Below are 22,746 nucleotides of genomic sequence, written 5' to 3' on the forward strand. Positions count from 1 at the left end.
ATCCGGCCTTTGACTTTGCCGCCAAAGGGGCGCAACCCTTTGGACAACCCGTTCCTTTCAGCCCCACCGCCCCGATGCAGCTCTACCTTCCCATTGCCGAGGTCTCGGTCGATGCCTTCCTGCTTCTCGGGATCGGCGGCATCGTCGGCTTTCTGTCGGGCATGTTCGGCGTGGGCGGGGGGTTCCTGATCACGCCGCTTCTGTTCTTCATCGGCGTGCCGCCCGCCGTGGCGGTGGCAACCGGGGCGAACCAGGTCGTCGCCTCGTCGATCTCGGGCGTTCTGGCCCAGCTCAAGCGCAAGGCGGTGGATTTCCGCATGGGCTTTGTGCTGCTTGTCTCGGGCGTGGTGGGGTCGGCCATCGGCATCAAGGTCTTTTCGGTGATGCAGGCGCTGGGGCAGCTCGATCTGTTCGTGCAACTGTCCTACGTCGTCTTCCTTGGCTTCATCGGCGCCGCGATGTTCCAGGAATCGCTGCGGGCGCTGCTGCGGTCGGCCAATGCCCGCGCGCCGGTGCGGCGGGCGCATACCCATAGCTGGGTGCACCGCCTGCCGCTGAAGATGAAATTCCGCGCCAGCGGGCTTTACATCAGCGTCATTCCCCCGGCCCTGATCGGGGCCTTCGTCGGCTTTCTGGCCGCGATCATGGGGGTCGGCGGCGGGTTCATCCTGGTGCCCGCCATGATCTACCTGCTGGGGATGCCGACCAAGGTCGTGATCGGAACCTCACTTTTCCAGATCATCTTCGTCACCGCCTTCACCACCGTGATGCACGCCGTGAACAGCCAGACGGTCGACATGCTGCTGGCGCTGGTGCTGATCCTGGGCGGCGTGATCGGGGCGCAGATCGGCGCCATCGTCGGGCTGCGGCTCAAGGCCGAACAGTTGCGGGTGCTGCTGTCGCTGCTGGTGCTGGGCGTGGCGCTGCGCATCGGGGTGGATCTGCTGATCCGCCCGGCCGAGCTTTACAGCGTGGCGCCGGGGGTCTTGCCGTGATCCGGGCGCTGCTCCTTCTGCTGGCCCTTGCCCTGCCCGCCGCGGCGCAGGAAACCATCGTGTCCGGCCTCAGCCAGAACCGGGTGTCGATCACCGCCGATTTCGACGGGTCCGAAATCCTGATCTACGGCGCGATCAAGCGCGAATCCCCCGCCCCCGAAGGCCGCATGGACGTGATCATCACGATCGAGGGTCCGCCGACCCCGGTCACCGTCCGCCGCAAGGACCGGGTGGCCGGGATCTGGATCAACGATGCGGCGGTCCGGGTGGACAGCGCGCCCACCTTCTATGCCGTCGCCACCACCGGCCGCCTGCATGACGTGCTGGGCGCGACCGAGAACATCCGCCATAACATCACCATCGACCGGCTGATCCGCGCCATCGGCATTTCGGCCGAAGCCGACGGGTCAGACGAATTCCTGCGCGCGCTGGTCCGCGTGCGCCGGGCCGAAGGCAGCTATCCGCTGCTGGAAAACCGGGTGCAGTTGACCGAAGGCACGCTGTTCCGCACCGATGTGGCGCTGCCTGCCAACCTGACCGAAGGCACCTACAAGGTGCGCATGTTCGTGCTGCGCGATGGCCGCGTGGTCGCCACGCAGGAACGCTTCATCGGCGTGCGCAAGGCGGGGCTGGAACGGCTGATCTTCAACATGTCGCGCGAACAGCCGCTGCTTTACGGGCTGTTCGCGCTGGCGCTGGCCGCCGTGGCCGGCTGGGCCGCCTCGGCCGCCTTCCGCTTCGTTCGGTCCTGAAGCACCCGGCGCAGCGGCTGGACTTGCCCCGCCCCCGCCCCTATCCCTTGGGGGTGATCCGACGAAGGAAAGGCCGCCCCGATGACCCTGATCCTGTTCGCCGCCCCCGCGGTCTGGCCCGAGTATGAAACGATCCTGCCCGCGGCCCTGGCCGAAGCCGGCATCGCGGCCCGGATCGTGACCGAGGCCCCCGATCCGGCGGCGGTCGATTACATCATCTATGCCCCTTCGGCCCCCTTGCAGGATTTCGCCCCCTATACCCGCACAAAGGCGGTGCTGTCGCTTTGGGCCGGGGTTGAGCGGATCGTAGGCAATGCCTCGCTGACCCAGCCGCTGTGCCGGATGGTCGATCCCTGGCTGACCGAGGGCATGGTGGAATGGGTGGTGGGCCACACGCTGCGCCACCATCTGGGCATGGACCGCCATATCGTGAACCCCGGCCATGTCTGGGACGCGACCTGTCCGCCGCTGGCCCGCGAACGGCCGGTGGCGATGCTGGGGCTGGGGGCGCTGGGGCTGGCCGCCGCCCGCGCCCTGCAGGCGCTGAACTTCCCCGTCACCGGCTGGAGCCGCAGCCCCAAGGCCATTGCCGGCCTGCCCACCGACCACGGCCCCGAAGGGCTGGACCGGGTGCTGCAAGCGGCGCAGATCGTGGTGACGCTCTTGCCGAAAACGCCCGAGACCGAGAACCTGCTTGACGCGCGCCGTCTGGCGCTGCTGCCGCGCGGCGCGGCGATCCTGAACCCCGGCCGGGGCGCGCTGATCGACGATACGGCGCTGCTGGCGGCGCTGGAGGCGGGTCAGGTCGGCCATGCCACGCTGGATGTGTTCCGCACCGAACCGCTGCCGCCCGACCACCCCTATTGGGCGCATCCGCGCGTCACCGTCACCCCGCATATCGCCGCAGACACCCGGCCCTGGTCGGCCGCGCGGGTGATCGTGGAAAACATCCGCCGGGGCGAGGCCGGAGAGCCGTTCCTGCATCTGGTGGATCGCCGGCGCGGCTACTGACCGCGCCGCTATCCCCGGCCGCCCACCCTGGGCGCCCGGAAAACGCGGGTGCGGGCAAAGTAATCCTCCAGCCGGTTCAGCCGCGCCTGCACCTGATCGGCCAGCCGCCCCTGCACCTGCGCCAGAAGCGCCTCGACCACCACAAGGATCGCGGCGGTGCTGTCCCAGGCGGCGGGCACCTCGATATGGCAGGCCAGCGTGTGGCGGGCATGGGCGGCGGCGGGTGACAGCCAGCGGTCTGTGATGAGCACCACCTCGGCCCCCTGCCCGGCGGCCAGTTCCGCAAAATGCACCGCATTGCCTTCGTAGCGGCGGATGTCGAAGATCACCGCCACATCGCCCGCCCGCAGATCCAGAAGCGCCTGCTGCCAGTCGGTCAGGTGGTCGTCCAGATAGGTGACTTCGGGCCGGATCACCCGCAGCAGCGTGGCCAGATAATCGGCATGGGCATGGGTCAGCCGCCCCCCCATGATCGCCACCCGCCGCGCCGGATCGGCCAGCAGGTCCGACGCCCCCAGAAAATCGTCGGCCGGAATCTGTGACAGCGTGGCGTCGATGTTCGCCACCACCCGCACCGCGAAATCCTGCAACGGATGGGGCTGCGGGTCGCGTCCGTTGCCCGGCAGGCTCAGCGGCGCCACCAGCAACCGCTCGACCTCGGCCCGCAGGGCGGCCTGATAATCGGAATAGCCCTTGAACCCCAGCTTCTGCACCAGCCGCATCACCGTGGGCGAAGACACATCCGCCGCCCGCGCCAGCGTGGTGATCGACCCCAGCGCCGACATCGGGAAATGCGACAGGATATGCGTGGCCGCCTGCCGCTCGGCACGGGTCAGCTCGCCCAGGGCGGCACGCATCCGGTTTTCGATGGTGGGCGGCTGATCCATCGCAGGCTCCTTCCCGGAAACAGAAACATTTGTAACAGCGATTCGTCCTCTGGAAAATTCTTGACAGGAATATTCTTGACAGGACGGGGGGCGACGGGGAACGCTGATCAAAAAACAGGGAGTCGACTCGTCCATGGCCCGCAACGCTGCGGCACCCTTTGGTGCAACCTGCACGACCGCTTTCCTTCGGGGGCGGCGCTGATGCCACGTGCCGCAATCCTGTTCGTGCGGATCGTCGAGGCGATGAATTACCGCATCGGCCGCATGGCCATGTATCTGCTGTTCCTGCTGGCCGGGGTTCTGTTGTGGTCGATCGTGGCCAAGGCCTTCTGGCAGCCGCCGCTCTGGACGCAGGAAATGGCGCAATTCACCATGGTCGCCTATTTCGTTCTGGGCGGCGCCTATTCGCTGCAACTGGGCGCGAACGTGCGGATGGACCTGCTGTATGGCCGCTGGTCGCCGCGCCGTCAGGCGGCGGTCGATGCCGTCACCGTCTTCGCGATGATCTTCTTTCTGGGCGTCGTGCTCTATGGCGGCATCGACAGCACGATCTACGCGCTTGAAATCGGGGAACGGTCACGCACCGTCTGGCGGCCCTATCTGGCCCCGATCAAGATCATCGTCTGCCTCGGCACCGTGCTGATGATCCTGCAAAGCCTTGCCTTCCTGATCCGCGACATCGCGCGGCTGCGCGGAGAAGAAATCTGATGCCGAACGAATATATCGCCATCGTCATGTTCGGCGGCATGGTCATCATGCTGCTGACCGGGCAGCGGGTCTTTGCGGTGATCGGCTTTGTCGGCGCCGTGGCCGCGCTGGCGCTGTGGGGCACCGGCGGATCGGCCATTCCCTTCACCAGCACGATCAAGCTGATGAACTGGTATCCGATGCTGACACTGCCGATGTTCGTCTGGATGGGCTACGTCATGTCGGAAACCCGCATGGCCGACGACCTCTATCGCATGTTCCATGTCTGGTTCGGTGCCATTCCGGGCGGGCTGGCCATCGGCACCATCTTCCTGATGGTGCTGATCTCGGCGATGAACGGTCTTTCGGTGGCGGGTCTGGCCATCGGCGCCACCATCGCCCTGCCCGAGATGCTGAAACGCGGCTACGACAAGGTGATGATCACCGGGGTGATCCAGGGCGGTTCCAGCCTGGGCATCCTGATCCCGCCCTCGGTGGTTCTGGTGCTGTATGCGATGATCGCCCGGCAGCCCGTGGGCCAGTTGTGGCTGGCGGGCGTGTTCCCGGGCCTGCTGATGGCCGGCGTCTTCCTTGTCTACATCATCATCCGCTGCGCCCGGAACCCCGCCCTTGGCCCGCCGCTGACCGGCGAGGAACGCGCCGCCGGCCAGGCCGAAAAATACCGGCTGCTGCGCGCGGGCATCCTGCCCTTCGCGATCTTCGCCGCGATGATGGGGCCGTTCCTCTATGGCTGGGCCAGCCTTGTGGAAGCCTCGGTCATCGGGGCCACCATCGCCACGCTGGTGGCGCTGGTCCGTGGCCGCATGACGAAAAAGGTGTTCGAATCCTGCATGGTGCAGACGCTTGGCGTAAGCTGCATGTTCATGTGGATCATCCTGGCCGCCCTTGCCTTCGGCGCGGTGTTCGACGGGCTGGGCGCGGTGAAGGCGATCGAGACGCTGTTCCTGCAGGACATGGGCCTGTCGCCCTGGACGATCCTGATCCTGATGCAGGTGTCCTTCCTGATCATGGGCATGTTCCTGGACGATACCGCCATGCTGGTGATCGTGGCCCCGCTTTATGTGCCGCTGGTGGCCAAGCTGGATCTGGGGATGCCGCCGCAGGACGTGCTGATCTGGTATGGCGTGCTTTACACGATCACCTGCCAGATCGCCTATATCACCCCGCCCTTCGGCTATAACCTGTTCCTGATGCGCGCCATGGCGCCTGACCATGTGTCGCTGGCCGACATCTACCGCTCCATCGTTCCCATCGTCGGGCTGATGCTGCTGACGCTGGTGATCGTGATGGTCTTCCCCGAAATCGCCCTGTGGTTGCCCCATCAGGTTTACGGACAATAGAGACCCATCCAGAGGGGCGGCCGAACCGTCCCCGCCCAACCCAACGGAGGTAAAGATGACGACGACCAGACGGAAATTCCTCAGCACCGGCGCGCTGGCCGGTGCCGCCGCCCTTGCCGCCCCCGCCGTCAAGGCGCAGGCCGCGCCGATCAAATGGCGGATGCAGACCTATGCCGGCGCCGCCCTTGGCGAACATGTGGTGAAGCCCGCCATCGACGCCTTCAACAAGATCGCCGCCGGTCAGATGGAGATTGAGCTTTACTACGCCGACCAGCTTGTCCCCACGTCGGAACTGTTCCGCGCCATGCAGTCGGGCACCATCGACGCCGTCCAGTCGGATGACGACTCGATGCAGTCGCCCACCGAGGTGACGGTGTTCGGCGGCTACTTCCCTCTGGCGCTGCGCTACAGCCTTGATGTGCCGGTGCTGTTCAACCAGTACGGCCTGGATGCGATCTGGAAGGAAGAATACGCCAAGGTCGGTGTGCAGCACATCTCGGCCGGGTCGTGGGACCCCTGCCATTTCGCGACCAAGGACCCGATCAACTCGCTGGCCGATCTGCAAGGCAAGCGCGTCTTCACCTTCCCGACCGCCGGCCGCTTCCTGGCGCAATTCGGCGTGGTGCCGGTGCAACTGCCGTGGGAAGACATCCAGGTTGCCCTGCAGACCGGCGAACTGGACGGGATCGCCTGGTCCGGCATCACCGAGGATTACACCGTCGGCTGGGCCGATGTGACCAAGTATTTCCTCACCAACAACATCTCGGGCGCCTGGATCGGCCATTTCTTCGCCAATGCCGAACGCTGGAACGAAGTGCCCGACCATCTGAAGACCCTGATGCAGGTCTGTTTCGAGCAATCGCATTACTACCGCCAGTGGTGGTATTGGGGCGGCGAGGCCGACCTGCGCGTCAACGGCCCCAAGCTGCAACTGACCTCGATCCCCGATGCGGAATGGGCCACCGTCGAAACCGCCGCGGCCAAGTTCTGGGACGAGATCGCCGCGGAATCCGAGGTGAAGGCCAAGGTCGTCGAGATCATCAAGAAGTACAACGATGTGATGTCCAAGGCCGGCCGGCCCTACCGCTACGGCTGATGCAAACCGGGCCGGGCACGCAAGACGTGCCCGGCCCTTGCCCCAGGGGGACAGGATGACCACGCGACACGCCGGCGGCGACTGCTGGCCCAGGAAACCCGAATTCGGTGGCGCAGGCGGGCGCGGCTGACCCTTGTCAGCCCCCGCCGATCGCCCCTTGGAAAAGGGGCCCCACAACCCTGAAAGATGAGGCCAGAGATGCCCGGTAACATGACATTCGAAGACCTGAAGGAAGCCGTCGCGCGCGGCGAGATCGACACCGTTCTAGTGGCCGCCCCCGACATGCAGGGCCGCCTGATGGGCAAGCGCTTCCACGCCGCCTTCTTCGTGAACGGCGGCTACAAGGAAACCCATTGCTGCAACTACCTGCTGGCCGTGGACATGGAGATGAACACCGTCCCCGGCTACAAGACCAGCAGTTGGGAACAGGGCTACGGCGACTATGTGATGAAGCCCGACCTTGCCACCCTGCGCCCGCTGCCCTGGCTGCCGGGCACCGCGCTGTGTCTGGCCGACCTGCTGGAACATGACACCCATGCCGAGGTGCGCGTCAGCCCGCGCGCCATCCTGAAGGCCCAGATCGCCCGCGCCAGGGCCATGGGCTTCGACGCCATGATGGCGACCGAGCTGGAATTCTACATCTTCGAAAACAGCTACGAGGCGCTGCGCGACGAAGGCTTCGGCGGGCTGCGCCCGATCAGCGGCTATAACGAGGATTACCACATCTTCCAGACCACCAAGGAAGAAGGCCTGATGCGCGCCGTCCGCAACGGGCTTTACGGCGCGGGCATCCCGGTGGAAAACACCAAGGGCGAGGCCGACGCCGGCCAGCACGAGGTGAACTACAAGTATTCCGACGCGCTGGACACCGCCGACAATCATGTGATCGTCAAGCAGGCGGTGAAGGAAATCGCCCATGCCGCCGGCAAGGCCGTGACCTTCATGGCGAAATACGATCACCGCAAGGCCGGGTCGTCTTCCCACATCCACCAAAGCCTGTGGACACTGGACGGCAAGCCCGCGTTTGAAGACAAGGCCGATCATCACGGCATGTCGGCCACGATGAAGCACTTCCTGGCCGGCCAACTGGCCCATGCGACCGAGATCACCGCCTTCCTGGCGCCCTATGTGAACAGCTACAAGCGGTTCTGCATCGGCCTTTTCGCCCCCACCAAGGCCGTGTGGAGCGCGGACAACCGCACCGCCGGCTTCCGCATCTGCGGCCTGCACTCCAAGGCGATCCGGGTCGAATGTCGCATCCCCGGCAGCGACGTGAACCCCTATCTCGCCTGCGCGGCCCTGCTGGCCGCCGGTCTGGACGGGATCGAGAACCGGCTGGAACTGGAACCCGAGATGAAGGGGGACATGTATGCCGCGGGCGGCGTGCGCGAAATTCCCAAGACCCTGCGCGCGGCGGCAGCGGCCTTGCACGGCAGCGCCATGCTGCGCCGGGCCTTCGGTGACGATGTGGTGGACCACTACCACCACGCCGCCGAATGGGAGATTTCCGAGACCGACCGCGTGGTGACGGATTTCGAACTGCAACGCCTGCTGGAACGGGCTTGACGAAACAGCGGCCGGGGTTCACCCCGGCCACCAGATGTGCGGCGGGCAAGGCCCTGCCCTGTGAGGTGAGACGATGAAACCCATCCAACTGATTTCCCCGGTCGATGGCCGGGTCTATGCCGAGCGGACCCCGCTCACGCTTGAGGCCGCGCAGGCGGCCGCGGCCCGCGCCAAGGCGGCGCAAAAGGGCTGGGCGGCCCGGTCGCTGGAAGACCGGATCGCGCTGGTCAAGGCCGGCGTCGCCCGCCTGAACGAGATGAAGGACGTGGTGGTCGAGGAGCTGGCCTGGCAGATGGGCCGCCCCACCCGCTTTGGCGGCGAATACGGCGGCGTGAACGCCCGCACCGACTACATGTCGGAAATCGCCGCCAAGACGCTGGCGCCGCTGGTGATCGAAGACAGCGACAGCTTCCGCCGCTACCTGGCGCGCGAAGCCCTTGGCGTTGTCTTCATCGTGGCGCCGTGGAACTATCCCTACCTGACCACGATCAACACGCTGGTTCCGGCGCTGATCGCGGGCAATACGGTGGTGTTGAAACACGCCAGCCAGACCATGCTGGTGGGCGAACGTCTGGCGCAGGCCTTCCATGAGGCGGGCGTGCCGGCGGATGTGTTCCAGAACGTCGTGCTGGACCACGCCACGACCGAGACGCTGATCAAGGCGCGGGCGTTCAACTTCGTCAACTTCACCGGCAGCGTCGGCGGCGGGGCCGCCATGGAACGCGCGGCGGCGGGCACCTTCACGCCGCTTGGGCTGGAACTGGGCGGCAAGGACCCGGGCTATGTCCGCGCCGATGCCAATCTGGACGCCGCCGTCGATACGCTGATGGACGGCGCCATGTTCAACGCCGGCCAGTGCTGCTGCGGGATCGAACGGATCTATGTCCACGAAAGCCTGTATGACGCCTTCGTCGAAAAGGCCGTCGCCTGGGTCAACACCCTGAAGCTGGGCAACCCCTTCGACGCCTCCAGCACCCTTGGCCCGATGGCCAACAAGCGGTTTGCGCAGGTGGTGCGCGACCAGATCGCCGAAGCCGTGGCACAGGGCGCCAAGGCGCTGATCGACCCGGCGAATTTCCCCGCCGATGACGGCGGCGCCTATCTGGCCCCGCAGATTCTGGTGAACGTCGATCACTCGATGCGGGTGATGATGGAAGAAAGCTTCGGCCCTGTCGTCGGCATCATGAAGGTCAAGGATGATGAGGAAGCCATCGCCCTGATGAACGACAGCCCCTATGGCCTGACGGCATCGGTCTGGACGCAGGACTATGACACCGCCGCCGCCATCGGCGCCCGGATCGAGACCGGCACCGTCTTCATGAACCGGGCCGACTATCTTGACCCGGCGCTGTGCTGGACCGGCTGCAAGGACACCGGCCGCGGCGGCAGCCTTTCCTATCTGGGTTTCCATTCGGTGACCCGCCCGAAATCCTATCATCTCAAGAAGGTGTGACATGTCTCACGACGTTCCGAACCGGAACTGGTCCTACCCCACCGCCATCAAGTTCGGCGTGGGCCGCATCGGCGAACTGGCCGATCACGCCAAGGAAGCCGGGCTGAAAAAGCCGCTTCTGGTCACCGACAAGGCGCTGGCCAGCCTGCCGATCACCGCCGCCGCGCTGGACGTGCTGGAAAAGGCCGGGCTTGGCCGCGCGGTGTTTTCCGACGTGGACCCGAACCCGAACGAAAAGAACATGGCCGCCGGCATCGCCGTCTATAATGACGGCAAGCATGACGGCGTGATCTGCTTCGGCGGCGGCTCGGCGCTGGATCTGGGCAAGATGATCGCCCTGATGGCGGGCCAGAAACCCAAGCTCTCGGTCTGGGAACTGGAAGACATCGACGACTGGTGGACCCGCGCCGATGCAAAGAAGATCGCCCCGATCATCGCCGTGCCCACCACGGCGGGCACCGGGTCCGAGGTCGGCCGCGCCGGTGTGCTGACCAACAGCGAAACCCACAAGAAGAAGATCATCTTCCACCCCGCCCTGATGCCCAAGGTCACGATCTGCGACCCGGCGCTGACCGTGGGGATGCCCAAGTTCATCACCGCCGGCACCGGCATGGATGCGCTGGCGCATTGCCTTGAGGCCTATTGCAGCCCCTTCTACCATCCGATGTCTCAGGGCATCGCGCTGGAAGGGATGCGGCTGGTGTTCGAAAACCTGCCCAAGGTCTACAAGCACCCCGATGACCTGATGGCCCGCGGCCACATGATGAGCGCCGCCGCCATGGGCGCGGTCGCCTTCCAGAAGGGGCTTGGCGCGATCCACTCGCTGTCGCACCCGATCGGCGCCGTCTACAACACCCATCACGGCACCACCAACGCCGTGGTCATGCCCATGGTGCTGGACTTCAACCGCAAGGCCGTGAAGGACCGGCTGGCGGCGGCGGCGGCCTATTGCGGCATCAAGGGCGGCTACAAGGGCTTCCGGTCGCGGATCATGGACCTGCGCGAAGAACTGAACATCCCGGAAAACCTGACGAAACTGGGCGTGACCAACCCCGATCTCGACATGCTGACCGAGATGGCGCTGGAAGATCCGTCCTGCGGCGGCAATCCGGTGAAGATGACGCGCAAGAACACCCGCGCGCTGTTCGAAGCCTGCCTCTGACAAGGTGGCGCGTCCTGCGCGCCCCGCTTCCCGTCGCCCAAGGCGCGGCGGAAGACGCGGGGTGCGCAGGTCCGCCCGCAGCACCATGACCCACCACCTGACCACCGATATCGCGATCCTCGGCGCCGGCGTCGTGGGTCTGGCCATTGCCGAACGGCTGCTGGCCGAAGGCCGCGAGGTGACGCTGGTCGATCCGGGCGAGCCGGGAATGGGCACGTCCTATGGCAATGCCGGCACCATCGCCGATTACGCGGTGAACCCGGTCGGCACGCCCGATGTGCTGCGCGGCCTGCCCGCGCTGCTGTTCGACCGCGACTCGCCGCTGGCGATCCGGCGCGAGGCGCTGCCCGCGCTGATGCCCTGGCTCTTGCGCTTCGCCTTCCAGTCCCTGCCCGGCCCCGCCCGCCGCAACGCCGCCGCCATCGCCGCGCTGTTGCAGGGCGCAGGCCCCCTGTGGCTGGATCTGGCCGACCGGATCAATGCCGGCGACATCCTGCAAAAGCGCGGCGCGCTGTATCTGTACCAGACCGCCCCCCAGCGGCAGGCGGCCGAGGCCGACATGGCCGGTCGCCGCGCGCTTGGGGTGACGGTCGATCTGGTGTCCGGCGACGATCTGGCCCGGCTGGAACCCGCGCTTCCGCCCATGGCGGGGGCCGCCTATTTCCCGCAGGCGATCTTTCTGAACGATCCCGGCCAGATGATGCGCGCCCTTGCCGCCCATGTCACCGCCCGGGCCGACCACATCCGCGCCCCGGTGACGGCCATGGCCCGGCGGCCCGACGGCATCACGCTGACCGGCCCCGGCCTGCACCTGCACGCCCGCCGCGTGGTGGTGGCCGCCGGGGCCCATTCGCGCCCGCTGGCCGCCATGGCCGGCGACCGGATTCCGCTGGATACCGAACGCGGCTATCACGTCGAATGGGACATGCCCGCGCCGCGGCTGAACCGCCCCTGCTGCCCCACCGCACGCGGCTTCTACCTCTGCCCGATGGAGGGCCGCCTGCGCGCCGTGGGCACGGTGGAACTGGGCGGGCTGAAGCTGCCGCCATCCCCCCACCGCATCGCGAAACTGGTGGAAGGCGCGCGTTCCATCTTCCCCGACCTGCCCGCCACCCCCGACCGCGACTGGATGGGGTTCCGCCCCAGCCTGCCCGACAGCCTGCCGGTGATCGGCCCCTCTGCCGGCGGGGCCGAGGTGGTTCATGCCTTCGGCCACGGTCATCTGGGCGTCACGCTGGCCCCCGTCACCGCCCGGCTGGTGGCTGACCTGATCCTTGGCCGGGGGGCTGATCCACGGCTGGCCTCGGTCAGCCCCGCCCGGTTCTAAGACCCCGGAACGAAAGAACCCGCCCCTCAGACCAGAGGGGCGGGTTCCTGTTTCCGTGCGTGTAGTTGCGCCCGGTCAGGGTGATGAGGTCGCCGCCGGGGCAGGTGCGGTGGTGGTGCCCGCAGGCGCCCCCGTGGCCGGAGCCGCCTCGATCAGCTCGACCGCCGGATGTTCCTTGCGGCCATGGATGATCTCCAGCGCGCCGTCATACATCATCTTCAGCGCGACATAGAGAATGATCGCAAGGCCGATGAAGGCGATCCAGCGGTGCTTGTTCAGCAGCCGCGCCACGAACGAGGCGGCAAAGCCCATCAGCGCCACCGACAGCACCAGCCCGACGATCAGCACCGTCGGATGCGCATGTGCCGCGCCGGCCACCGCCAGCACGTTGTCCAGCGACATCGACACGTCGGCGATCACGATCTGCGTCGCCGCCTGCGCAAAGGTCTTGCGCGGGGCGCCGCCGGCGATGGTGCCGTCCTTGTTCAGGTCTTCGTCGGCCAGCGCCTCGGCGGCGGCATGTTCCGCCTCATGCCCGCCTTCGCGCAGCTCGCGCCACATCTTCCAGCAGACCCACAGCAGCAGAAGGCCGCCCACCAGCAGAAGGCCGATGATCGCCAGAAGCTGCGTGGTGATCAGCGCAAAACCGATGCGCATGATCGTCGCGGCAATGATGCCAACCAGAATGGCCTTGGCACGCTGGTCCTTGGGCAGACCTGCGGCGGCCAGCCCGATCACGATGGCATTGTCCCCCGCCAGCACCAGGTCGATCCCGATGACCTGCAGCAGGATGAGAAAGCCATCGTAGGTGAATATTTCCATGATGTCCCGGTTCCCTGTTCTTTTGTGCAGACTGGTAAGGAATGACGGGGGTCTCTTCAAGATGAACCCGAGGTCCGCTTCGGGAAAAGCGCCCGACCGCGCAGAGCCGGGCTTGGCGGCGGGGCGAAAGCGCGGCTAGCATGGCCGCATGATCCTTGTGCTGGAACATCTCGCCGTCGTCCTGGGCGTCTTCCTTGTGGCGCTGTCGATGATTCTGGCCCTGCAGGCGCGGCGGTCGCCCCAGTCGGCGGCAGCCTGGATTCTGTTCATCATCGCCCTGCCCTATGTGGCGGTGCCGCTGTTCCTTCTGCTGGGCTTCCGCAAGGAACGCCGGGGCAAGACGCCGCTGCGTCTGGCAATCCCCGCCCCGGCCACGGCCGATGATCCGGCCGGCATGGCAACGCTGTTTCACCGGCTGGGCGCCGCACCCGCCCTGCCGGGCAACCGCCTTGACCTGCACGCCACGCCCGAAGCGGCCCGCGATGCGCTTGACGCGCTGGTCAGCGGCGCCTCAACCCGGATCGACGCCCTGCTTTACATCGTGGCCGATGATGACAGCGGTCGCCGCTTCGTCGAACACCTGACAGAACGGGCGCGGGCCGGGGTCACGGTCCGGCTGGGAGTTGACCGGCTGGGATCGCTGCGCCGCCCCAGCGCGGCGCTGCACCGGCTGGTGGAAGCCGGGGGCGAGGTGCGGCTCTTGCTGCCAATCCTGCCACTGCGCAAGGCCGCGAACCTGAACCTGCGCAACCACCGCAAGCTGGTGATCGCCGACGGCACCGCCGTCTGGGCCGGGGGCCGCAATGTGGGCGATGACTATCTGGCCTCGCCCCCGGGCCGCTGGACCGACCTCAGCTTCACCCTGACCGGCCCCGCTGCCCTGGCCTATGCCGAGGTTTTCGCCTCGGACTGGCACGTTGCCGGCGGGCAAGCCGTTCCGCTGCCGGCCCCTTGCGCCCCGGCCGGCGCGTCGCGGGTGCAACTGGTGCCAGCCGGGCCGGACGAGGCGCATGATGTGCTGCATGACGGGCTGGTCGCCGCCATTCAGCGGGCCGACCGCCGGGTCTGGCTGGCGACACCCTATTTCGTGCCGACCGAACCCCTTGCGCTGGCGCTGGCCACCGCGGCCCGGGCCGGGCGCGATGTGCGGCTGTGCCTGCCTGACAAATCGAACCAGCCAACCGCCGATCTGGCCCGCGGCGCCTATCTGCGCGAAGCCGCCGCCGCCGGGGTGCGCATCCAGCGTTACCTGCCCGGCATGATGCACGCCAAGGCCGGGCTGATTGACGGCTATGGCTGGGTGGGGTCCGCCAATTTCGACGTGCGCTCGATGCTGCTGAACTTTGAAACCGCGCTGATGATCTATGACGCCGAAACCGTGGCCGCGCTGGAAGGCTGGTTCCTTGGCCTGGCCCCCGATTGCGCCGAAGGCCTGCGCCCCGCCACCCGGTCGCGGCGTCTGGTCGAGGGCATCTTCCGTCTGGGGGCCCCGATCCTGTGACCGACACCGATCCCGCGCCGCTGCGCATCGCCACCTGGAACATCCGCAAGGCCCTTGGCACCGACCGCCGCCGCGACCCCGAGCGGGTGATGCGGGTGATCGCCGGCATCGGCGCCGATGCAGTGTTGCTGCAAGAGGCCGACTTCCGCCTTCCCCCCCGCCCGCCGGTGCTGGCGGCCGACCGACTGGCCGAAGTCACCGGCCTGCGCGCGGTGCGCTTCGACCATGGCCGCGAAAGTCTGGGCTGGCACGGCAATGCCCTGCTGCTGCGGCCGGGTCTCGATCTGGTCCGCACCGCCCTGCATGACCTGCCGGGTCTGGAACCGCGCGGCATGATCGAGGCGGTGGTGGCCACGAACAGTCATACCTTTCGCATACTCGGTGTGCACCTGGGTCTGCTGCGTGCCAGCCGTCGGTTGCAGCTCAGCGCGCTGAACGATCTGATCCCGCCTGCCATGGACATGCCCACGCTGATCGCGGGGGATTTCAACGAAAGATCGCTGCGGGTGGGCCTGGGCCGGCTGTCGCCGCGGTTCCAGATCCTGTCGGGCGGGCCAACCTGGCACAGCCGTCGCCCGCTGTTCGCGCTGGACCGCATCGCCATCAGCCCCGGCTTTCAGGCACAATCGTCAACCGCCCTGCACACCGCCCTGACGCGCCGCGCCTCGGACCACCTGCCGCTGGTGGCCGATCTGACCTTGCTGCCGAGGGGTCAGAGCATCCCCGGCACCACCTGATCCGGCGGGCGGTGGCCATCGGCGAAGGTCTTGATATTGATGATGACTTTCTCGCCCATCTCGATCCGGCCTTCCAGCGTGGCGCTGCCCATATGGGGCAGCAGCACGACATTCGGCAGTTCGCGCAGACGCGGGTTGATGTCGGCGCCGCGCTCATAGACATCCAGACCGGCCCCGGCGATCTCATTCGCGCGCAGCGCGCGGGTCAGGGCATTTTCATCCACCACCTCGCCGCGCGAGGTGTTCACGATCACCGCCGAAGGTTTCATCAGCTTGAGCCGGCGCGCGTTGATCAGATGGAAGGTGGAAGGCGTGTGCGGGCAGTTGATCGACAGGATGTCCATCCGCGCGATCATCTGGTCCAGGCTTTCCCACCAGGTCGCCTCAACCTCGGCCTCCGCCTCGGGGCGCAGACGGCGGCGGTTGTGGTAATGCACCTGGCACCCGAACACCCGCGCCCGCCGCGCCACCGCCGTGCCAATGCGCCCCATGCCCAGAATTCCCAGCCGGCGCCCCGCCAGCCGCCCGCCCAGGTTGGCCATGGGCGACCAGCCTTCCCATTCGCCCGACTGCATCTTGGCCAGACCTTCGGGAATGCGCCGCGTTACCCCCAGGATCAGCGCCATCACCATGTCGGCGGTATCCTCGGTCACCACGCCGGGCGTGTTCGACACCAGAATCCCGCGCTGCCGGGCGGTCGCCACGTCGATATGATCGAACCCCGCGCCATAGTTGGCGATCAGTTTCAGCTTGTCGCCCGCCTGCGCGATCAGGCCCGCGTCGATCGTATCGGTGATGGTCGGCACCAGAACATCGGCCCGCCGCATGGCGGCGGCCAGTTCGTCCCGGCTCATCGCGGTATCGGGATCGCGCAATTCGACATCGAACAGCTCTTTCATCCGCGTCTCGACGGCCTCGGGAAGGCGTCGCGTGACAACAACACTCAGTCGCGGCGTAGGCATGGTCTCTCCCTCAACACTTCCCTTGGGCGTCTTGCTGGGGCAGAGTGGGGCGAAGCGGGGCGGATCACAAGCCCCGAGACGAGGCAACATCGCCGCGGCCGCGAATTCCCGGCCGGGCGGCGAAGACGGGCAAGTGACATGTTTCGTGGACGATTGGCGTTCCTGGTTTTCCTGATGTTCGGCGCGGTGGCGCTGCCCCTTGCGGCACAAGAGACCGCCGGGGTTGAAACCGATGCGGCGATGCCATCGGAAGACGCGCCTGAAACCAAGACGGGAAAGGACTGCAAGCCGGGCTTCGGCTGCGTGACCAACCTGCCCCTGCCGCGCTTTGTCAGCCTCAAGGGCGATGAGGGCAACGCCCGCCGGGGCCCGGGGCTGACGCACCGGATCGACTGGGTGTTCACCCGGCCCGGGATGCCGCTGATGATCACCGCCGAATTCGAACACTGGCGCCGGGTCGAGGATCAGGACGGCGCCGGCGGGTGGGTGCATTATGCCCTGCTGTCGGGCGTGCGCACCGTGCTGATCACGCTGGACATGGCCGAGTTGCGCAGCAAGCCCGACCTCCGCGCCCCGGTCGAGGCGCAGGCCGAGATGGGCGTGATCGCCAAGGTCATCGAATGTCAGCCCGACTGGTGCCGGATTTCCGCCGACGGGCAAAAGGGCTGGGTCGAGAAGACCGCGCTTTGGGGCGTGCTGCCCGGCGAGATCATCGAATAAACCCCTAATTGCACGGCGCGCCTCTGCCGGTTAGGGGTGGCGCATGACACTCCCGAACCACGACTCACGCCTTACCCTTTCCGCCGGGCTTGCCTCGGTCAGCGTCGCCGGCGTGCTGGTGGCGCTGAAGCTGTGGGCGCTTTCGGAAACGGGCGCGCTGTCGGTGGCCGCCTCTCTGGCCGACAGCGCGCTGGATCTGGTGATGTCACTGGCCGCGGCGGCCGCGATCCTGTACGCCGCGCGCCCGGCGGACGAAGACCACGCCTTCGGCCACACCTCGGCCGAGGATCTGGCGGCGCTGGGGCAATCGGTGTTCATCCTGGTCTCGGCGGTGATCATTGCCGTTTCGGCCGTGCTGCGCCTGCTGGCCGGAGAGGCGACCCAGCTTCAGGCCGAAGGGCGCGGCATCATCGCCATGACGGTTTCAGTCGTGCTGACGCTGGCGCTGGTCTGGTGGCAAGGCCGGGTGGCGCGGCGCACCGGCAGCCGTGTGGTGGCGGCAGACCGGCTGCATTACATCGGCGACCTGCTGCCGAACATCGGCGCCATCGTGGCGCTGATCGCCTCGTCCCGGTTCGCGCTGCCGCAGGTGGATGCGGTGATCGCGCTGGCGGCGGCAGGCTTCATGATCCTGGGCGCGATCAGGATCGGCAGCGGCGCCTGGGATGCGCTGATGGACCGACGCGCCGACCCTGCCCTGATTGCCGGCATCGCCGCCATCGCCAAGAGCTGGCCGGGCGTTCACGGCTACCATGATCTGAAGACCCGCACCGCAGGCAGCCGGGTGTTTGTTCACCTGCATATCGAACTGGACGGCGAGCAGACCCTGCGGGAGGCCCATGCCATTGGTGCCAGCCTGCGGCGCGCGATCCTGACCGCCTATCCGCAGACCGATGTCATCATCCACAAGGATGTTGCCGCGCGCGACGGCCAGCCGGGCACCTGAAAAGACCGGCGACATGCCGCAAACAGGCTTGCACAGGCCGCCCCGACCGGAGATTATGCAGATGTATAACAATCTGCCCCGGTCCGATTACCCATGCAACCAGAACGCCGCAGCTTCATTCGCGACACCGAAGAGAACCGCCGCGAGGCGCTGATCGCGGCCACGCAGGCACTGGTGGCCGAGGGTGGGCCGCAGGCGGCAACCGTGCGCGCCATCGCGGCGCGGGCCGGGGTGACACCGGGGCTGATCCGGCATTACTTCGGGTCCAAGGACGAACTGACCCGCGCCGCCTATACCGCGCTGGTCGACGGGATGACCGACAAGGGCGCTGATGCTCTGGCCGGCGTGGGCGCCGATCCCGGCGAACGGCTTGCGGCCTTTGTCGCCGCCTCGTTGCGCCCGCCGGTGGTGGACGCCCGCGCGGTTGGCCTTTGGGCGGGCTATCTGCACCAGGTCCAGCAGGATGCGGCCCTGCTGGCCCAGCATGAACGCAGCTACCTGCGCTACCGCGACCAGTTGCAGGCGCTGATCGCCGATCTGGACCGGCCGGACGTGACCACGGCGCAACTGCGGCAAGAGGCCATCGCCTGCAATGCCGTGCTGGACGGGCTGTGGCTGGAAGGCTCGGTCCTGCCGCGCGGATTTGAGCCCGGCGAACTGGTCCGCATCGGCCTGCGCTCGATCAGCGCCATCCTTGGCGTCGACCTGACCCGCCACACCACCTTCATTCCCGAACTGCACACGACACCCGGAAAGGCCCAAGCATGAAATACGCCAGCGTGACCGAACGGCTGAAACACCTTGGCTCGGCCAAATGGGATCTGCATTTCCGCGCCCGCGCGCTGGCTGCGGCGGGCCGGGACATTCTGGAATTCACCATCGGCGAACCCGACGTGCCCACGCCCGACAGCCTGATCCAGGCGGCAACCCGGGCGATGCAGGCCGGGCGGACCGGCTATTCCAACGGCCGGGGCGAACCCGAGACGGTGGCCGCCATCGCCCGCCGCTATGCCGCCCGCCGGGGCCGGCCGATCGGCACAGATCAGGTGATCTGCATCACCGGCACGCAGACGGCGCTTTACGGAATCCTGCGGACGCTGGTCGAAACCGGCGATGAGGTGCTGTTGGGCGATCCGCTTTATGCCACCTATGAAGGGCTGATCGCGCAGACCGGCGCGACCATGGTGCCCGTGCCGCTGCGGCCCGAACACGGCTTCCGTATGCAGGCCGCCGATGTCGAGGCGCGGATCACCCCGCGCACCCGCGTGCTGTTCCTGAACACGCCGCACAACCCCACCGGCGCGGTGCTGCGCCGCGAAGACATTGCCGCCTTGGGCGAGGTGGCCCGCAAGCATGATCTCTGGATCCTTTCCGATGAGGTTTATGAGGATCTGGTCTTCCCCGGGGTCGCCTTCACCTCGCCGCTGGATCTGCCGGACCTGGCCGAACGCACGGTGATCGCCGCCTCGATTTCCAAGTCGCACGCGGCGCCCGGCTTCCGTTCGGGCTGGGTCATCGGGCCGTCCGAATTCATCTCGCGCATGTTGCCGCTTTCAGAAACCATGCTTTTCGGGGCGCAACCCTTCATCGCGGACATGACGGCGCTTGCAGTATCCGAACCTTCGCCGGTTGCGGCCGGCATGACGGAGCGCTTTGCCCGCCGCGCGGCGATGTTCTTTGACGGGCTGGATGGCGTGGCCGGGCTGCGGGTGCATCGCCCCGAGGCCGGCATGTTCACGCTGCTGGATGTGCGGGCCACCGGCCTGTCGGGCGAAGCCTTCGCCCGCAGCCTGCTGGAAGAACAGTCGGTCGCCGCCATGCCGGGCGAAAGTTTCGGCAGCAGCCTGGGCGGCTGGCTGCGCATTTCGCTGACGCAGGACGACGCCCGCGTGGCCGAGGCGATCCGGCGCATCGCGGTCCATGCCGCCCGCCTGCAAGGACACGCGGCATGACGACGGTTGGCGAACGGCTGGTTCAGGGTCTGGCCGCGCGCGGGGTCGAGGTGGTGTTCGGCATCCCGGGCGTACATACGATCGAGCTTTATCGCGGCCTTGCGCAGGGGCTGATCCGCCATGTCACGCCGCGTCACGAACAGGGCGCGGGTTTCATGGCCGATGGTTATGCGCGGGTGACCGGCAAGCCGGGGGTGGCTTTCGTCATCACCGGGCCGGGGCTGACCAACACGCTGACCGCCATGGCGCAGGCAAAGGCCGATTCCGTGCCGATGCTGGTAATCTCGGGCGTCAACCGCCGCGCGTCGCTGGGCAAGGGCCTGGGCCTGCTCCATGAACTGCCCGATCAGGCGGCGATGGTCCGCGCCATGTGCCCCACAGAAACCCTGACCGACCCCGCCGATCTGGGGGCGGTGCTGGACCGCGCCTTTGCCGCCATGCTGGGCGGCCGCCCGGGCCCCGCCCATATCGAGATTCCGACCGATGTGATGGGCCTGCCCTGCCCCGAACTGGACACCCCCGCAGCGCTGCCGGCCCCGCCGCAGGCAACTGCCCAAGACCTTGAGACGGCCACGGCCCTGCTGTCGGCCGCGCAACGCCCGGTGATCCTGACCGGCGGCGGCGCCCGTTTTGCCGAAGCCGCGCTGCAATCGCTGGCCGAAGCGCTGGATGCCCCCGTCATCCAGACCGCCAACGCCCGTGGCCTGCTGCACGGGCACCCGCTGGCCGTTCCCGCCTCGCCCAGCCTTGAGGCGACGCGCGACCTGATCCGCGGCGCCGATGCAATTCTGGCGCTTGGCACCGAACTGGGGCCGACCGACTATGACATGTATGTCAACGGTCGCCTGCCGGATCTGTCATCCATGATCCGTGTCGATCTTTGTGCCGCCCAACTGGCCCGCCATCCGGCCCGGCTGGCCGTGCAGGCCGACGCCGGCGCCTTTGCCGCTGCGCTGGCCGCAAGGCTGGCGCCCCGGCAGGGCGATGGTGCCGCCCGTGCCGCAACCGCCCGCAGCGCCGCCCGCGCCGAACTGGCGGGGCTGCATCCGGGGATGTCCGACCAGTTGGCGATGGTCGAGGCCATCCGCGATGCCATGCCGGGCGCGCTGATCGTGGGCGACAGCACCCAGCCGGTCTATGCCGCCAACCTGTTCTATGACCATGACCGCCCGCGCGGCTGGTTCAACGCCGCCACCGGCTATGGCGCGCTTGGCTTCGGCCCCGGCGCGGCCATCGGCGCGGCGGTGGCCGCGCCGGGCACCCCGGTGGTCTGCCTGATCGGCGACGGCGGCCTTGGCTTTGACCCGGCCCAGCTTCGGGTCGCGGTCGATGAAACCCTGCCCGTCACGTTTCTGGTCTGGAACAACGCCGCCTACCGCGAGATCGCCGAGGCAATGATCGCCGCCCAGACGAAGGTGATCGGCTGCAGCCCCAGCCCGTTCGACATGGCGTATTTCGCGGCCGCCTGCAGCCTGCCCTATGCCCGCGTCCCGCAGGAACCGGAGGCACTGGCCCAAGCGCTGCGAAGCCCCGCCCCCGGCCCCCGGCTGATCGAGGTTCAGGCGCGCTGAACCCGGCCGCTGGCCCGCAGCATCAGCGCGGCCAGCGGGAAGATGCAGAGCAGCGCGCAGGCCGCGACGACGAAGGCCGCCCGCAGCCCGAAGGCCCCGGCGACAAACCCCAGCGTCGGCGGACCGAAGAAATAGCCGAAGTAGCCCAGCAGGGTGGCCCGCGCGACCGCCCGCGCCCGCGCCTCGGGCGGGCCAAGGCGGCCCACCAGCGAAAACGCCGTGGGGGCAATCACCGAAGAGCCGATTCCCATCACGATGAAGCCGGCATAGGCCATGGCGGGCGAAATGGCCTGCGACGCGATCAGCGCCCCCGTGGCCGAGATGACCGCGCCCCCCTTCAGCAGCGCGGTCGGGCTGATACGGCCGGCAATGCCCTGCCCCGCCAGCCGCGCAAACCCCATGGTCAGCGCCAGCGCCGCCGGGCCAAGCGCCCCTTCGGCCGGGCTGCCGCCCAGCGTCTTTTCGATATGCAGCGCCGACCAGTTCTCGGCCGCGTTCTCGGTCAGGAAGGCGATCAGCACCATGCCGCCGCCAATCACCGGCAACAGGCCAAGCCCGCCGCCTGATCCATCCTGCGGCTTGCGCAGGCCATGGATGGTGCCGTCCCGTTCCCAGGTCAGCAGCGCGCAGAGCAGCCCGAAGGCCGCCATCACCCCCATGACCCAGCCCGGCCCCCAGCCCCAGCCGCGCATGAAGCCGGTGCCGATCGCCCCGGCGGCATAGCCGAAGGAATAGGCGGCATGGGTCAGGTTCATCAGGTGCAGGCCGCGCTCGGTCTCGATCTGGGCGGTGCGGGCGTTCATCAGCACATCGGTCAGCCCGGTGGCCGCGCCGCAGCACATCATGGCCAGCGGAAACAGCCAGACCACGGGCACCTGCCCCGGCAGCGCAAAAGCCAGCGCCATGGCCCCGGCGGACAGCGGCAGCGCAATCCGGCCCAGACCGGCCCCGATGACGGGGGCCAGCAGCATGGCCGTCACCGCCGCCAGCGGCGTGAACAGCAGCAGAAACCCCAGCCGCGCCTCGTCAACGCCCAGCATGGTTTTCAGATCGGGCAGAACGGCGGCGAAGGTGCCCCACAGCACGCCCATGGCGGCGAAGGCCGCCACCGCCGGCCGCGCGGCGATCAGGGTTCGGGCAAGGGGCATCACGGACTCCGGGTCTTTCAGGAACCGCGACCTTGCCCGCCGCGCCCCTGCCCGTCCATCCTGCGCGCGACACCGAAAGCGCGCGAAACG

Annotated in this window: 21 protein-coding genes; 17 read left to right on the plus strand and 4 right to left on the minus strand. The window is 67.6% G+C overall.

The window, feature by feature from the left end; all coding sequences use genetic code 11:
* Positions 1-74 precede the first annotated feature (74 nt).
* The 3 genes from B6K69_RS06980 to B6K69_RS06990 all read left to right on the plus strand — a co-directional run bounded on the left by B6K69_RS06980 (position 75) and on the right by B6K69_RS06990 (position 2,758).
* Entirely contained in the window at positions 75-995 is a 921-nt protein-coding gene (locus tag B6K69_RS06980) for a sulfite exporter TauE/SafE family protein (protein ID WP_107672294.1), read from the plus strand.
* On the plus strand, positions 992-1,747 hold the full coding sequence (locus B6K69_RS06985; protein WP_108643271.1) for a TIGR02186 family protein: 756 nt from the start codon (positions 992-994) through the stop codon (positions 1,745-1,747). Before B6K69_RS06980 ends, B6K69_RS06985 begins: the two co-directional genes overlap by 4 nt.
* An 81-nt stretch (positions 1,748-1,828) precedes the next feature.
* Positions 1,829-2,758 (plus strand): NAD(P)-dependent oxidoreductase, encoded by a 930-nt coding sequence (locus B6K69_RS06990; RefSeq protein WP_107672292.1) that lies wholly within the window; start codon positions 1,829-1,831, stop codon positions 2,756-2,758.
* Positions 2,759-2,766: 8 nt separating this feature from the next.
* Here the strand turns inward: B6K69_RS06990 and B6K69_RS06995 are convergent, their stop codons facing one another.
* Positions 2,767-3,645, minus strand: a complete 879-nt coding sequence (locus tag B6K69_RS06995) for a MurR/RpiR family transcriptional regulator (RefSeq protein WP_108643272.1) — start codon at positions 3,643-3,645, stop codon at positions 2,767-2,769.
* Positions 3,646-3,846: 201 nt separating this feature from the next.
* Here B6K69_RS06995 and B6K69_RS07000 point away from each other — a divergent pair, with 201 nt between their 5' ends.
* The 7 genes from B6K69_RS07000 (at position 3,847) to B6K69_RS07030 (ending at position 12,297) form a co-directional block, all read left to right on the plus strand.
* A complete protein-coding gene (locus B6K69_RS07000) occupies positions 3,847-4,353 on the plus strand; it encodes a TRAP transporter small permease subunit (RefSeq protein ID WP_108643273.1) in 507 nt (168 codons plus the stop codon).
* Entirely contained in the window at positions 4,353-5,693 is a 1,341-nt protein-coding gene (locus B6K69_RS07005) for a TRAP transporter large permease (protein ID WP_108643274.1), read from the plus strand. Before B6K69_RS07000 ends, B6K69_RS07005 begins: the two co-directional genes overlap by 1 nt.
* A 55-nt stretch (positions 5,694-5,748) precedes the next feature.
* Positions 5,749-6,789, plus strand: coding sequence for a TRAP transporter substrate-binding protein (locus B6K69_RS07010; protein WP_107672288.1), 1,041 nt, complete (start codon positions 5,749-5,751; stop codon positions 6,787-6,789).
* Positions 6,790-6,987: 198 nt separating this feature from the next.
* Positions 6,988-8,355 (plus strand): glutamine synthetase family protein, encoded by a 1,368-nt coding sequence (locus B6K69_RS07015; RefSeq protein ID WP_108643275.1) that lies wholly within the window; start codon positions 6,988-6,990, stop codon positions 8,353-8,355.
* Positions 8,356-8,428: 73 nt separating this feature from the next.
* Positions 8,429-9,808, plus strand: coding sequence for an aldehyde dehydrogenase family protein (locus tag B6K69_RS07020; RefSeq protein WP_108643276.1), 1,380 nt, complete (start codon positions 8,429-8,431; stop codon positions 9,806-9,808).
* A 1-nt stretch (position 9,809) separates the two neighbouring features.
* Positions 9,810-10,970, plus strand: coding sequence for an iron-containing alcohol dehydrogenase (locus B6K69_RS07025; RefSeq protein ID WP_108643277.1), 1,161 nt, complete (start codon positions 9,810-9,812; stop codon positions 10,968-10,970).
* A 61-nt stretch (positions 10,971-11,031) separates the two neighbouring features.
* A complete protein-coding gene (locus tag B6K69_RS07030) occupies positions 11,032-12,297 on the plus strand; it encodes an NAD(P)/FAD-dependent oxidoreductase (protein WP_228156830.1) in 1,266 nt (421 codons plus the stop codon).
* 75 nt (positions 12,298-12,372) lie between these two features.
* On the opposite strand, the gene B6K69_RS07035 is transcribed toward B6K69_RS07030, so the two are convergent.
* Positions 12,373-13,119 (minus strand): TerC family protein, encoded by a 747-nt coding sequence (locus tag B6K69_RS07035; RefSeq protein WP_108643278.1) that lies wholly within the window; start codon positions 13,117-13,119, stop codon positions 12,373-12,375.
* Positions 13,120-13,267: 148 nt separating this feature from the next.
* On the opposite strand from B6K69_RS07035, the gene B6K69_RS07040 reads away from it, so the two are divergent.
* Together B6K69_RS07040 and B6K69_RS07045 are read left to right on the plus strand one after the other, a co-directional pair.
* On the plus strand, positions 13,268-14,620 hold the full coding sequence (locus tag B6K69_RS07040; RefSeq protein WP_108643279.1) for a phospholipase D-like domain-containing protein: 1,353 nt from the start codon (positions 13,268-13,270) through the stop codon (positions 14,618-14,620).
* Positions 14,617-15,357: an endonuclease/exonuclease/phosphatase family protein gene (locus B6K69_RS07045; protein WP_108643280.1), complete on the plus strand. Its 741-nt coding sequence runs from the start codon at positions 14,617-14,619 to the stop codon at positions 15,355-15,357. Before B6K69_RS07040 ends, B6K69_RS07045 begins: the two co-directional genes overlap by 4 nt.
* On the opposite strand, the gene B6K69_RS07050 is transcribed toward B6K69_RS07045, so the two are convergent.
* The gene (locus tag B6K69_RS07050) at positions 15,333-16,319 is read right to left on the minus strand and encodes a 2-hydroxyacid dehydrogenase (protein ID WP_107672281.1); all 987 of its coding nucleotides are present in this window, start codon (positions 16,317-16,319) and stop codon (positions 15,333-15,335) included. The two genes, B6K69_RS07045 and B6K69_RS07050, sit on opposite strands and share 25 nt — an antisense overlap.
* Before the next feature lie 138 nt (positions 16,320-16,457).
* On the opposite strand from B6K69_RS07050, the gene B6K69_RS07055 reads away from it, so the two are divergent.
* The 5 genes from B6K69_RS07055 (at position 16,458) to B6K69_RS07075 (ending at position 21,508) form a co-directional block, all read left to right on the plus strand.
* Complete coding sequence (locus B6K69_RS07055; protein ID WP_418260465.1) at positions 16,458-17,039, plus strand: SH3 domain-containing protein; 582 nt, start codon at positions 16,458-16,460, stop codon at positions 17,037-17,039.
* Positions 17,040-17,082: 43 nt separating this feature from the next.
* Positions 17,083-17,985, plus strand: coding sequence for a cation diffusion facilitator family transporter (locus B6K69_RS07060; RefSeq protein WP_108643281.1), 903 nt, complete (start codon positions 17,083-17,085; stop codon positions 17,983-17,985).
* A 93-nt stretch (positions 17,986-18,078) separates the two neighbouring features.
* Entirely contained in the window at positions 18,079-18,753 is a 675-nt protein-coding gene (locus B6K69_RS07065) for a TetR/AcrR family transcriptional regulator (protein WP_108643282.1), read from the plus strand.
* Entirely contained in the window at positions 18,750-19,937 is a 1,188-nt protein-coding gene (locus B6K69_RS07070; RefSeq protein ID WP_108643283.1) for a pyridoxal phosphate-dependent aminotransferase, read from the plus strand. Before B6K69_RS07065 ends, B6K69_RS07070 begins: the two co-directional genes overlap by 4 nt.
* Positions 19,934-21,508 carry a 5-guanidino-2-oxopentanoate decarboxylase gene (locus B6K69_RS07075; protein ID WP_108643284.1) on the plus strand — a complete coding sequence of 525 codons (1,575 nt, stop codon included), beginning with the start codon at positions 19,934-19,936 and terminating at the stop codon, positions 21,506-21,508. The genes B6K69_RS07070 and B6K69_RS07075 overlap by 4 nt, the downstream gene beginning before the upstream one ends.
* On the opposite strand, the gene B6K69_RS07080 is transcribed toward B6K69_RS07075, so the two are convergent.
* Complete coding sequence (locus tag B6K69_RS07080) at positions 21,496-22,656, minus strand: MFS transporter (RefSeq protein ID WP_108643285.1); 1,161 nt, start codon at positions 22,654-22,656, stop codon at positions 21,496-21,498. The two genes, B6K69_RS07075 and B6K69_RS07080, sit on opposite strands and share 13 nt — an antisense overlap.
* Between the last annotated feature and the right edge of the window lie 90 nt (positions 22,657-22,746).

The sequence above is a fragment of the Pseudogemmobacter blasticus genome, from assembly GCF_003071405.1.
Lineage (GTDB): Bacteria > Pseudomonadota > Alphaproteobacteria > Rhodobacterales > Rhodobacteraceae > Pseudogemmobacter > Pseudogemmobacter blasticus.